General features: G+C 73.8%; 13 protein-coding genes and 1 pseudogene. 10 read left to right on the top strand and 4 right to left on the bottom strand.

Annotated features, from left to right (window positions below; all coding sequences use genetic code 11):
• Positions 1 to 501 (bottom strand): response regulator transcription factor (locus ACFV5N_RS16750; RefSeq protein ID WP_385599898.1); only part of this gene is annotated, 501 nt, incomplete at its 3' end.
• Between the two features lie 90 nt (positions 502 to 591).
• Here ACFV5N_RS16750 and ACFV5N_RS16745 point away from each other — a divergent pair.
• From ACFV5N_RS16745 to ACFV5N_RS16730, 4 genes and pseudogenes are all read left to right on the top strand, one after another.
• On the top strand, positions 592 to 1,812 hold the full coding sequence (locus ACFV5N_RS16745) for an ABC transporter permease (RefSeq protein WP_385599895.1): 1,221 nt from the start codon (positions 592 to 594) through the stop codon (positions 1,810 to 1,812).
• A gap of 13 nt (positions 1,813 to 1,825) precedes the next feature.
• A pseudogene (locus ACFV5N_RS16740) lies at positions 1,826 to 2,851 on the top strand (ABC transporter permease); the annotation flags it as partial.
• A gap of 134 nt (positions 2,852 to 2,985) precedes the next feature.
• A complete protein-coding gene (locus ACFV5N_RS16735) occupies positions 2,986 to 3,213 on the top strand; it encodes a hypothetical protein (RefSeq protein WP_385599892.1) in 228 nt (75 codons plus the stop codon).
• Entirely contained in the window at positions 3,210 to 3,947 is a 738-nt protein-coding gene (locus ACFV5N_RS16730) for an ABC transporter ATP-binding protein (protein ID WP_385599891.1), read from the top strand. The genes ACFV5N_RS16735 and ACFV5N_RS16730 overlap by 4 nt, the downstream gene beginning before the upstream one ends.
• A gap of 44 nt (positions 3,948 to 3,991) precedes the next feature.
• On the opposite strand, the gene ACFV5N_RS16725 is transcribed toward ACFV5N_RS16730, so the two are convergent.
• The gene (locus ACFV5N_RS16725; RefSeq protein ID WP_385599888.1) at positions 3,992 to 4,357 is read right to left on the bottom strand and encodes a VOC family protein; all 366 of its coding nucleotides are present in this window, start codon (positions 4,355 to 4,357) and stop codon (positions 3,992 to 3,994) included.
• A 94-nt stretch (positions 4,358 to 4,451) separates the two neighbouring features.
• Here ACFV5N_RS16725 and ACFV5N_RS16720 point away from each other — a divergent pair, with 94 nt between their 5' ends.
• Entirely contained in the window at positions 4,452 to 5,474 is a 1,023-nt protein-coding gene (locus ACFV5N_RS16720) for a helix-turn-helix transcriptional regulator (RefSeq protein ID WP_385599886.1), read from the top strand.
• A gap of 154 nt (positions 5,475 to 5,628) precedes the next feature.
• Here ACFV5N_RS16720 and ACFV5N_RS16715 read toward each other — a convergent pair whose 3' ends face one another.
• Both ACFV5N_RS16715 and ACFV5N_RS16710 read right to left on the bottom strand, forming a co-directional pair.
• Positions 5,629 to 6,525 (bottom strand): NAD(P)-dependent oxidoreductase, encoded by an 897-nt coding sequence (locus tag ACFV5N_RS16715; RefSeq protein ID WP_385599883.1) that lies wholly within the window; start codon positions 6,523 to 6,525, stop codon positions 5,629 to 5,631.
• A gap of 1 nt (position 6,526) precedes the next feature.
• Positions 6,527 to 7,021, bottom strand: coding sequence for a DUF3145 domain-containing protein (locus tag ACFV5N_RS16710; RefSeq protein ID WP_019433145.1), 495 nt, complete (start codon positions 7,019 to 7,021; stop codon positions 6,527 to 6,529).
• 240 nt (positions 7,022 to 7,261) lie between these two features.
• On the opposite strand from ACFV5N_RS16710, the gene ACFV5N_RS16705 reads away from it, so the two are divergent.
• The 5 genes from ACFV5N_RS16705 to ACFV5N_RS16685 all read left to right on the top strand — a co-directional run.
• Positions 7,262 to 8,134 (top strand): SGNH/GDSL hydrolase family protein, encoded by an 873-nt coding sequence (locus ACFV5N_RS16705; protein WP_385599881.1) that lies wholly within the window; start codon positions 7,262 to 7,264, stop codon positions 8,132 to 8,134.
• A 98-nt stretch (positions 8,135 to 8,232) separates the two neighbouring features.
• Positions 8,233 to 9,396, top strand: coding sequence for a mandelate racemase/muconate lactonizing enzyme family protein (locus tag ACFV5N_RS16700; RefSeq protein ID WP_385599878.1), 1,164 nt, complete (start codon positions 8,233 to 8,235; stop codon positions 9,394 to 9,396).
• On the top strand, positions 9,393 to 10,415 hold the full coding sequence (locus ACFV5N_RS16695; protein WP_385599875.1) for a zinc-binding dehydrogenase: 1,023 nt from the start codon (positions 9,393 to 9,395) through the stop codon (positions 10,413 to 10,415). Before ACFV5N_RS16700 ends, ACFV5N_RS16695 begins: the two co-directional genes overlap by 4 nt.
• A gap of 90 nt (positions 10,416 to 10,505) precedes the next feature.
• Positions 10,506 to 11,492, top strand: a complete 987-nt coding sequence (locus tag ACFV5N_RS16690; protein ID WP_385599872.1) for a hypothetical protein — start codon at positions 10,506 to 10,508, stop codon at positions 11,490 to 11,492.
• 141 nt (positions 11,493 to 11,633) lie between these two features.
• Positions 11,634 to 12,142 (top strand): substrate-binding domain-containing protein (locus ACFV5N_RS16685; protein ID WP_385599869.1); only part of this gene is annotated, 509 nt, incomplete at its 3' end.

Genomic DNA, 12,142 nt, shown 5'->3' with positions numbered 1-12,142 from the left:
GCCCCGGGCCTGCGTGAGCCGGTGCAGCACCGCGAACTCCTTGGGCGTCAGCTCCAGGACCCGGCCCGCCGCGCGCGCCTCGTGGCGGGCCGGGTCCACCACGTTGTCCGCGTGGCGCAGCACGCCGGGGGCGGCGGACGGGGTGCGGCGGCTCAGCGCGCGGACCCGGGCGACGAGTTCGGCGAAGTCGAACGGCTTGGCCAGATAGTCGTCGGCGCCCAGCGCGGTGAGCCCGTACACCCGGTCGGTGAGCTCGCCGGCCGCCGTCAGCAGCAGGATCGGCGGCGGGTCCGCGAGCCGGCGCAGCCGACGGCAGACCTCGTCGCCGGTCATCCCCGGCAGGTCCCGGTCGAGGATCAGCACGTCGTAGGCGGTGAGCAAGCACATCCGCTCGGCCTCGGCACCCGAGCCGGTGACGTCCACGGCCATCGCCTGGCGGCGCAGTCCGGTGGCGACGGTGCGGGCGAGTACGCGGTGGTCCTCGGCGATCAGAACCCTCATGCCGCCATCCAACCCCGCGCGGGATTGCGGCGGGATAAGGACGCCCGCCCTTATCCCGCTGCAAAGGGAACCCTGCTTGGGTCCTGCACCATGAACTTCGTCAAACGCGCCGGGCACAGCCTGTGGGCGAGGAAGGCCGGCACGGCCGCACTGGCCGCCCTCTTCACCGTCATCTGCGCCCTGCTGCTGGGCGGCTCGGTGCTGCGCGCCGCCGCCGAACGCCAGGAGGCGGACGCCCGGCGGGAGATCGGCGTCGATGTGACGGTCCGGGACCCGGGCCTGACCGCCGCGCTCGCGGACCGGCTGGGCGCCGCCCCGCAAGTGCACCGGTACACGCCGTCGCTGCCGGTGGGCGCCGAGGGCTCCGGCCTCCGGCCGCTGGACGCCGGGGCGCCCCCGCCGGACGAGGCGGCGCCGGAGGCGGAGCCACCGCTCGCGCTGCTCGGGGTACGGGACTCGGGGCTGCTGCTGCCGTTCTCCTACGGGTCGAGCACGATCCGGTCCGGGCGCGGCATCACCCCGAGGGACGCGGGCGCCGATGTCGCGGTGGTCGAGCGGCGGCTGGCCGAACGCAACGGCCTGGAGGTGGGCGACACGATCCGCCTCCGGCCGGCCGGCGGCGGGCCCGCCGTCCCGCTCACCGTCGTCGGTGTCCACCAGGACACGACGCCGGACCCGGCGGTGTGGACGCCGCCGCACGAACTGCCCGGAAACCAGCTGTACGTGCCCGTCGGCGTGGCCGAACGGCTCGGCGCGGGCGCGGCGGAACCCGTCACGGCCGTGTACCGCATCGGTTCACCGGACCAGGCGGAGGCCCTGCACTCCGAGGCCGGGCGGCTGCTGGGCGCGGACCCGTCCGACGTCCGCGTCAACGACCGGGCCTACCGGGACCAGGTGCTCCCCCTCCAGCGGGCGGGCGCCTTCGCCGGGCTGACCGTCCGGGTGACCACGGTGGCGGGGACGGTGATCCTCGGGCTCGTCGTGCTGCTCCGCATCCGGGAGCGGCGCGCCGAACTGGGGGTGCTGCTGTCCCTGGGCGAGCCGAAGCCGAAGCTCATCGCCCAGCACACCGTGGAGATCGCCGCCCTCGCCCTCCCGGCCGTGGGACTCGCCGCGCTTGCCTGCCGGTTCGCCGCCGGTCCCGCCGGAGCGCTGCCGACGGACTCCCTCACCGCCGTGCCCCCTGTCGGCGCGGCCGACCTGGCGACCGTCGCGGGGATCGCGCTGGCCATCTCGGTACTCGCCACCGTCGTCCCGGGCATCGCGATCCTCCGGCTCCACCCCCGTTCCCTCCTCCTCGACACCGACTGAGAGAACCCTCGACATGAGCGTCATCAAACGGGCTGGGCTCAGCCTGTGGTCCCGCAAGGCCAGAACCCTGATCACCCTGGGCACCTTCCTCGTCGTCTCCGTGATGGTGCTGGCCGGGGTGCTGATCACCGGCGCCACGGCGAAGGCGAAGGAGGCGGCCACGCGTGCGGTGGGCGCCGAGGTGCGCCTGGAGATGGACTTCGACAGCCTGGGCGCGGGCGGCGGCGGACTGGTCGCCCCGCAGGTCAGCAGTACCGTGCTGGACGCGATCGGCGCGTCGCCGCTGGTCGGCTCGTACACCTACACGATGTGGAACGTCGGCATCCTCGACGATGTCGAGCGCGTCCCCGGTGGCCCGGAGAACGGGATGGCGGACGTGGTGCCCGGCGGCATGGTGGTCACCGGTGTCCTGGAGTCGGCGCTGCTCCCGGACTTCCGCAGCGGCAACTTCACCCTGCTGTCCGGAGAGCATCTGAGCGCCGCCGACCGGGACGAACGGCTGCTGCTCATCGAGGAACGGCTGGCGGAACGCAACGGCCTCACCGCCGGCGACACCGTGACCGTCGGCGCGTACGAGGGCGGGGACAGCGCCGAGTTCACCGTGGCGGGGATCTTCCGCGACCCGCGCCCGACCGCCGAGCCGGACCCCGAGTTCTACGACAACCCGGCCCACCTGCTGTACGCGTCCGTGGGCGGCTTCGCCCGGCTGAACGGAGCCGGTGACGGCACCGTCCAGGCCGCAGGGGCGACGTTCCTCCTGGCGGACGCCGGTGACCGGGCGGCGTTCGAGGAGGAGGCGGAGCGGATCGCCGGGGACGCCCTGGACGGGTTCGCCCTCACGGTCAACGACAAGGCGCTGCGGCAGATGACCGGCCCGCTGGAGAGCGTCACCACCACCGCGACCGTCGCGATGTGGCTCACCACCCTCGCGGGCGCCGCCGTCCTCGCCCTGCTCACCCTCCTGGCGGTGCGGCAGCGGCGCCGCGAGTACGGCGTCCTGCTGGCCCTGGGGGAGCGCAAACGGGCCGTCGTCGCCCAGCAGGCCCTGGAGATCGTGGCGGTGGCGGCCCTGGCCATCGGGCTGAGCGCGCTGTTCGCCGAGGATCTCACCCAGCGCGCGGGCCAGGCGCTGCTGGGCCGCGAGGCGGCCGAGGCCCGCGACCGGCTCGCCGCGTGGGAACCGCCGCCGCCCGGCAGCACCGGCATCGACGAGGGACGCACCCCGGACGAGCGGCCGGGGAGAACGCCGACCCGATCGACGCGATCGAGGTCCGCATGGACCCGGCGGCCCTGGCCACCGTGGGCGGCGTCGGCCTCGGCATCGCCCTGCTCGCCACCGCCGTCCCCGCCACCGCCGTCACCCGGCTCAGCCCCCGCGCCATCCTCACGAAGGGATCGTGACCACTCCCATGACCACCCCCATGACCACCGGCAGCCCGGCCACCGCCGGCCCCCGACCGCCGCTGCTCCGTCTCGACGGCGTCAGCCACACCTACCCGGGCCCGCGTCGCGGGACCACCGTGCTCAAGGACATCGACCACAGCTTCGAACGGGGCGTCTTCTACAGCATCCTGGGGCCCTCGGGCAGCGGCAAGACCACCCTGCTCAGCCTCGCCGGTGGCCTGGACTCCCCCACCCGGGGCACCGTCCGCTTCGCCGGCCGGGACCTGACGGAGCTGGGCCTGGGCCGCTACCGCAACCGGCACGCGGCCACCATCTTCCAGCAGCACAACCTGCTCACCTATATGACGGCACTCCAGAACGTCACCGCGGCCATGGAGATCACCCGGGTCAGGCCCGCCACCGGCACCCGCCGGGCCCGCGCCCTGGAGGTGCTGGAGCAGGTGGGGCTGGACCGGGAGACGGCCGGCCGCAATGTGCTGCGGCTGTCCGGCGGGCAGCAGCAGCGGGTGGCCGTCGCCCGCGCCGTGGCGTGCGAGGTGGATCTCCTGTTCGCCGACGAGCCGACCGGGAACCTCGACGAGGACACGGCCGAGGGGGTGATCGACATCTTCCGCGCGCTCGCCCACGAGCAGGACCGGTGTGTGGTCGTGGTCACCCACTCGCAGCGGCTGGCCGCCCGCTCCGACCGGGTGCTGACCCTGCGCCGGGGCCGGCTGACCGAGCGGTCCTGACCGGGCCGCCGCCCCCGGCGTGGGGCCGGGGGCGGCGGGTGGCGTCAGTCGACGGGGGCGACGCGGATCAGGTTGCCGTCCGGGTCGGCGACGACGAACGTCCGCCCGAACACCGCGTCGCGCGGCTCGCTGACCACCCGGACGCCCTTCGCCGTCCACGCCGCGTACCGGCGGTCGATCTCCTCGGGACCGCCGGGCAGGCACACGCAGACCTCACCGGTCCGGGAGACGGCCGGGTCCGGCCTGTCGAGCTGTCCGCTCCACAGGGCGAGGTCGGCGCCGGGCCCGAGGTCGAAGGAGATGTAGCCGGGGGTGACGAAGCCGGGCTCCTTCTCCAGCAGGTCCCCGTAGAAGCGGGCGGAGGCGGGTGCGTCGGTGACGTAGACGATGAAGCTGATGGACTCGGACATGGCACTCATTTCCTCGGGTCGTTGCGGTGGAACGACCGGAGCATGCAGGTCATACCCGACCGGTTCCGTCGTGTTTTCTGCGAGGCTCGGACACGTGACCCCCGATCGCTTCTTCTCCCTGCTGCTGGCCCTGCGGACCCGGGAGGCCGTGACGACCCCCGATCTGGCCGCGCAGCTCGGTGTGTCCGTCCGTACCGTGCTGCGGGATCTGCGGTGGCTGGAGGACGCGGGTTTCCCGCTGCTGATCCAGCGCGGCCGGTGGGGCGGGGTGACGCTGCTGCCCGGCGGCCCGTTCGACACCGCCCGGCTCACGCCCGAGGAGCGCGACCATCTGGCGCTCTACGGTCTGGACGACGCACAGCGCGAACAGCTGGGCGCTGCGGGCGGCAGCCGGCGCGCGCACCGGAAGGTGGGGGCGCGGCTCGGCCCGGCGCCCGGCGGCGGGGCGCTGCCGCTGAGCGCGGTCGTCACGACGGACAACCGGCCGTGGTTCTTCCGGGACGCCGAAGGGCAGCCGCCGGCCGCGCTGGTGGCGGACGTACGGCGCGGGGTGCGGCTGCGGATCCGCTACCGCAGCGCGCGGGACGCGGATGCGAGCTGGCGGGTGGTCGATCCGTACGGGCTGCTGGCGAAGGCCGGGCGCTGGTACCTGGTGGCGGACGCGGCGGGCCGGCCCCGGCTGTACGCGCTGGAGCGGCTGGCCGGCTGGGAGCCGCTGCGGGCGGCCCGGCGGCTGCGGGACGGGGCGACACTGCGGGGGGTGGCGGCGGAGCTGACGGATCGCTGGGAGAACCCGGACGCGTATCCCATCCACGCCCTGATCGACGCGGACCAGCGGGACCGGGCCCGGCGCATCCTCGGCCGGCAGCTGACAGTGGAGGGCGAGGAAGGTGGGGAAGGTGAGCAGGGTGGCGAGGGCGAGCGGGGCGGCGACCGTGAGGGCGGCGACGGGTCCGGCCGCCGCCCGGCCCGGCTGCGGATCACGGTGCGGGGCCGGAGCGTGGAGGACGTGCGGCGGTTGCTGGCGTTCGGTGCCACGGTGACCGTGACCGGGCCGCCGGAGGCCAGGGAACGGATGCGGCAGCTGGCCGCCGAGATCCTGCGGGTTCACTCCTGACCGGCCGGACCGGGTGCGGACCGCCGGGGAAAGGCCGGAACAGGTGCGGGCGGGCCGCGAACGGGGCCACTGCGACCGGCCGGACCGGGGTGCGGACGGCTGAGGAGAGGCCGGGAGGGGTACGGACGGGCCGGAACGGCCCGCTCCTGGGCGGTCAGGACAGGTCGGGGGCCTCGAAGCTGGCGAAGTAGGAGGCGGCCATGTCCTCCGCCGCGTGGCCCTGGGCGGCGGCACGGCGGAAGCGTTCGGCTCCGGCCGCCGTGGCGTCCAGCCGGACGCCCGCCGCCGCGCCGGCCGCCACGATCAGCCGGGCGTCCTTCTCGGCGGTGTCCACGGCGAAGCTGGGCGGGGTCAGGGTCCGGCCGCGCAGCGCGGCGGACTTGGCCCGCAGATAGCCCATGTCCAGGCTGCCGCCCGCGATGGCGTCGAGGAAGTGGTCGAAGTCGACGCCCAGCCCGTCCGCGAGGGCCAGCGTCTCGGCGGCGCCGTGGGTGACGGCGAGCACCCAGGTGTTGCAGACGAGCTTGAGCCGGGTGGCGTCGCCGGGGCGCTCGCCGACCCACACGGTGCGGGAGCCGACCGCGTCCAGCACCGGGGCGAGCCGGTCGCGGGCCGTGGCGGGGCCGGCGGCCAGGACCGTCAGTTCGCCGGCCTCGGCCGGGCCCCGGGTGCCGAGCACCGGGGCGTCCACGAACAGCAGGCCGTGCTCGCGGGCGAAGGCCTCCAGCAGCGGCAGCGGGTCCATCCCGGCGGTCGTGGACTGGAGCCAGACCGTGCCCGGGGCGAGGGAGGGGGCCGCCGCCCGCATCGCGTCCAGGGCGGCCGGTCCGTCGTACAGCATGGTCAGCACGGCGTCCGCGCCGGCTACCGCGTCCGCCGGATTTCCCGCGACCCGGGCGCCGTCGGCGGCCAGCGGTTCTGCCTTGGCGCGGGTACGGTTCCACACCCGCACGTCCAGTCCGGCGCGGCACAGGTTGCGGGCCATCGCCGCGCCCATGATGCCGGTGCCGAGCACCGCGACCGAACCGACCTCGGAGCCGACCGGGGTCATGTCACACCACCTGGTGGAGCCAGCGGACGGGGGCGCCCTCGCCCGCGTACCGGAACGGTTCGAGTTCGTCGTCCCAGGGCTTGCCGAGCAGCCGGGTGATCTCGGCCTGGAGATCGCTCTCGCCGCGCGCGGCGCGCGCGGTGGCCGCCCGCAGCCGGTCCTCGGGGATCATGATGTCGCCGTGCACGCCGGTGACCGCGTGGTAGATGCCCAGTTCGGGGGTGCAGCTGTAGCGTTCGCCCTCGGCCGTCTGGGAGGGGTCGGCGGTGACCTCGAACCGCAGCAGGTGCCAGCCGCGCAGCGCGGAGGCGAGCTGGGAGGCGGTGCCGGGGGACCCGAGCCAGGACAGTTCGGCGCGCCAGGTGCCGGGCGAGGCGGGTTGTCGGATCCAGTCGAGGGACACCCGGCTGCCGAGGACACCGGCCACGGCCCATTCGATGTGCGGACACAGCGCGCGCGGCGCGGAGTGTACGTACAGGACTCCTCGTGTGGTCATCGGGTCCTCCAGGTCTTTCCTACCAGCGCCCGCACCCCCCGTACCGCGCACGAATCAGTAAACACCATGTAGATCATTTCTCGGCAAAATGGACAGCGTGTGACATGAGGTCATGTCTTTTACGCTGGATGACGGGCCCGATCCCACCTGCTGTCCAGTTGCCTGGACCCAAGCTACCGCGCGGCGGTGGCACCGGGCCCCGCCCAGCCAGCGCACCACGACCCAAGGGCAGGGAACTGAATGCCGGTCAGCCGCCCCATACTCGCCTCGATGCTCGCCGCCACCGCCTCGCTGGCGCTGCTGGCCGGGTGTACGTCGACTCCCGCCGGTTCCGATCCCGGGTCCGCGAGCGCCACCGACGAGGGGGGTGCCCCGGCCGCGCCGGCGTGGAACACCAGCCCGGCGTCGGTGGCGGCGATCGGGGATTCCATCACCCGGGCGTTCGACGCCTGCTCGGTGCTGTCCGACTGCCCCGAGGTGTCGTGGGCCACGGGGACCGATCCGGAGGTGCCGTCGCTGGCGCAGCAGCTGGCGGCGGAGGAGTCCTGGAACCTGGCGGAGTCGGGTGCGCAGGCGTCCGATCTGCCGGCTCAGGCGCGGGCGGTCACGGCGCACGAGCCGGAGCTGGTGACGATCATGGTGGGCGCGAACGACGCGTGCGCCCCCGACCCGACGCTGATGACCGAGACGGAGGACTTCCGGGCGGACATCGAGCGGGCGGTGCAGATCATCCGCGAGTCGCTGCCGGACACCCAGATCTATGTGGCGAGCGTGCCGGATCTGCTGCGGCTGTGGTCGGAGGGCAGTGGTTCGGCGCTGGCCCGCACGGTGTGGGGGGTGGCGGCGGTGTGCCCGTCGATGCTGGCCGATCCGGTCGCGGTCACGACGGAGGCGGGCGAGCGGCGCGACACGGTGCGCGAGCGGGTGGTCGAGTACAACGCGGTGCTGGAGTCGGTGTGCGAGGCCGATGCGCTGTGCCGGTACGACGGCGGGGCGGTCTTCGACTACCGGTTCACGCCGGACGATCTGAGCAAGTGGGACTGGTTCCACCCGAGCGCGCAGGGGCAGGCGGCGCTGGCGGAGCTCGCGCACGAGCGAATCAGCGTGGAGTAGACCGGACCATTGACACAGGGGCTTGCCGCTCATTACGTTCACGCCAGCATTTCGAACAGCTGTCGAAATACCGAACAAGCGAGAGGTTGGCTGTCCCCGTGCGCATCACCGGAATCAGTACGCATGTCGTCGGTACCCCCTGGCGGAACCTCACATACGTGCAGGTGCACACCGACGAGGGACTGACCGGCGTCGGCGAGACCCGGATGCTGGGCCGCACCGACGCCCTCATCGGGTACCTCCGGGAGGCGGAGGTCAACCACATCAAGGGCTCCGACCCGTTCGCCGTCGAGGACCTGGTGCGCCGGATGAAGTACGGCGACTACGGGCGGGCCGGCGAGATCGTCATGTCGGCGATCGCCTGTGTGGAGACCGCCTGCTGGGACATCAAGGGCAAGGCGCTCGGCGTGCCGGTGTGGCAGCTGCTGGGCGGCCGGGCGAACGCCGAGGACAACCGGATCAAGGCGTACGCCAACGGCTGGTACACCGTCGAGCGCACCCCGGAGGCGTTCCACGCGGCGGCCCTGACCGTGGTGGAGCGCGGATACCGGGCGCTGAAGCTGGACCCGTTCGGCACCGGCAACTTCGAGCTGGACCACGCCGAGACCGTCCGCTCGCTCTCCCTGGTCGAGGCGGTGCGCGACGCGATCGGGCCCGAGCGCGAGCTGCTGCTGGAGATGCACGGCCGGTTCTCCCCCGCCACCGCCATCCGGCTGGCGAAGGAGCTGGAGGCGTTCGCGCCGTCCTGGCTGGAGGAGCCGGTGCCGCCGGAGAACCTGAAGGCGCTGGCCAAGGTCGCGTCCAAGACGACGCTGCCGATCGCGACCGGTGAACGCATCCACGACCGGATCGAGTTCCGCGAGCTGTTCGAGTCGCAGGCCGCCGACATCATCCAGCCGGACCTCGGGCACCTGGGCGGCATCTCCGAGATGCGCAAGCTGGCCGCCACCGCCGAGACCCACTACGTGCTGATCGCCCCGCACAACGTCGGCGGCTCGGTGCTCACCGCCGCCAGCCTCCAGCTGGCCGGCTGCACCCCCAACTTCAAGATCCTGGAACACTTCAACGACTTCGCGGACGCCGAGATCAAGAAGGTCGTCAAGGGCGCGCCCGAGGTCGTCGACGGCTACTTCACGCTCTCCGAGGAGCCGGGCCTGGGCGTGGAGCTGGACACCGACGCCGCCGCCGAGTTCCCGCAGCAGCAGGCCAGGTTCGACCTGTGGGCCGAGGGCTGGGAGAAGCGGGAGGGGACCCGCAAGTGACGCGCGGCACGACACGCAGCGTCCTCGTCGAGGAGCCGGGACGGCACCGGCTGGTGACCGGTCCGGTGCCGGAGCCGGGGCCCGGCGAGGTACGGGTGGCGGTGCACGCGGCCGGGATCTGCGCCAGCGACCGCGAGGTGTACGACGGCACCCGGGCGCCCGGCTATGTGCGCTATCCGATCGTGCCGGGCCACGAGTGGTCGGGCACCGTCGAAGCCGTCGGCGAGGGCGTCGACCCGGCGCTGGCCGGCCGCGGGACGGTGGCCGAGGGCTTCCGGGCCTGCGGGGTGTGCGAGCGGTGCCGCACCGGGCAGACCAGCCTGTGCACCGCCGGGTACGAGGAGACCGGGTTCACGCGGCCCGGCGCCTTCGCCGACCACCTGGTGGTCCCGGCCCGGCTGCTGCACCCGCTGCCGGACGACGCCGACCAGACCGCCGCCGCGCTGCTGGAGCCGGCCGCCGTGGTGGCCGCCGCGCTGCTGGTCGCCGCCCCCCGCCCGGGTGAGCGGGTCGCCGTGCTGGGCGCCGGCACGCTCGGCCTGCTCGCCGTCCAGTTGCTGGCCGCCTCCTCCCCCGCCGAACTGCTGGCCGTCGACCCGCGGCCGAGTGCGCTGGCCCGGGCCACCGGCTTCGGCGCCACCACCGGGGCCGGCCCGGACGGGGCGGCGGAACTGCACGGCCGCTACGACCTGGTGGTGGAGACCGCCGGGGCGCCGTCCACCGCCCGGGACGCCACGCTGCTGGCGCGGCGCGGCGGGCGGGTGGTGCTCACCGGCATGCCGGAGGCCGGGGCGGCGGGCATCGATCCGGTGCATCTGTCGGTCGCGCAGCTCACCGTCTCCTCGGTGTTCGGCGCGACGCCCGCGGCCTGGAGCTACGCGGTGCGGGCCCTCGGCGCCGGGCTGCTGCGTCCGGCCGGGCTGGTGACCCACCGTTTCGCACTGGAGTCCTTCGGCGAAGCGGTCGCGCTCGTCGGTAGCGGGGACCCCGGCGTGGGAAAGGTGCTGCTGACGCCCTAGTCCGGCCCCGTCACGCGGGGGTCCGTGCGACCGTCCGCCCCGCCACCCGAACTCTGTACGCCCTAGCGACCCCATCTCTCCAGGAGCATCGTGTCCGATTCCGCCGCCATTCCCCGCCGACCGGGTGAGGCCGCCCTGGTCTCGCTCGGCCACGCCATACCGGACGGTGACCCCGCCGACTCCTCCCCGCACGCCTTCCCCGACGGGGGCCGCTGGCGCACCGAAGTGCCCTCGGTCGAGGGCCCCGAGGCGCTGCACACCGTGCTGAAGGAGGCCGCCCGGCTGGAGGTGCCCGTCCACCGGATCAGCCAGGGCAGCGGCGTGTGGATGCTCACCGACGCCGAGATCACCGAGATGGTGGACGCCACCGCGCAGGCCGGCGTGGAGCTGTGCCTGTTCACCGGGCCGCGCGGCACCTGGGACATCGGGGCCGGCACCCGTACCGCCTCCGGCGGCGGCGGGCTGCGGGCGCGCGGCCAGTCCGCCGTGGCCGGCTGCGTGGAGGACGCGCTGCGCGCCGCCTCGCTCGGCGTGCGCTGCCTGCTGGTGGCCGACGAGGGCGTGCTGTGGGTGCTGCACCGACTGCGCGAGCGCGGCGACCTGCCGGCCGACACCACGCTCAAGGTCTCCGCGCTGATCGGCCCGGTGAACCCGGCCGCCGTCGCCGTCCACGAGGGCCTGGGCGGGGACTCGGTCAACATCCCCTCCGACCTGACGCTGGATCACCTCACCGAGATCCGCCGGGTCAGCCGCGTCCCGCTCGACTTCTATCTGGAGGCACCCGACGACCTGGGCGGTTATGTGCGGATGCACGAGATCGCCGAGCTGATCCGGCGCGGCGCGCCGATCTATCTGAAGTTCGGGCTGAGCAAGGCGCCCGGCATCTACCCGTACGGCGGGCACCTGCGCGATCTCACCCTGGAGACCGCGCGGGAGCGGGTACGGCGCGGCCGGCTCGCCCTCGACCTGCTGGCGCGGCTGGGCGCCGATTCCGCGGACACCGGCAAGGACACCATGTCGCCGCTGGGGTCCCGGCTGCCGGGGGCGCTCAACCGCTTCCCCATTCCGGCCGGCTGACGGAGAATCAGCCCCTCACAACCGAACAACTTCCCTCACTGACCACCGCCAGGAACAGCGCCACCTGCACGACTCGCACGACGCACCACCGCACGGCACAAGGAACCGAGCACCACCGAGTCGGAAGGACGTGACCCCGTCATGTCTCGTGCACGAGCCGCAACCCGCGCGACCGCCGCCACCGGCGCCGCCCTCGCCCTCACCCTGCTCCTGGCCGCCTGCGGCCAGGACGCCAACCGGGGAGGCGGGGGCGGTGGCGACCGGGACCCCGAGGCCGAGGGCGGCACCATCGGGATCGCCATGCCCACCAAGTCGTCCGAACGCTGGGTCGCGGACGGCGACAACATGGTCCGGCAGTTCGAGGAAGCCGGCTACGACACGGTCCTCCAGTACGGCGAGAACCGGGTCGAGAACCAGATATCCCAGATCGAGAACATGATCTCCCAGCGGGTCGACCTGCTGGTGATCGCCGCCATCGACGGCACCGCGATGACGAACGTGCTCCAGCAGGCCGCCGACGCCGGTATCCCCGTGGTCTCCTACGACCGGCTGCTGATGGGCAGCGACCACGTCGACTACTACGCCTCGTTCGACAACGAGCGGGTCGGCCGACTCCAGGGCGAGTACATCGTGGACGCGCTGGGCCTGGC

Origin of the sequence: Streptomyces sp. NPDC059853, assembly GCF_042731495.1 — a bacterium.
Taxonomy (GTDB): Bacteria; Actinomycetota; Actinomycetes; order Streptomycetales; family Streptomycetaceae; genus Streptomyces.
Note: the sequence above shows the minus strand (reverse complement) of the source record. Positions and strands in the feature narration are given on the sequence as shown.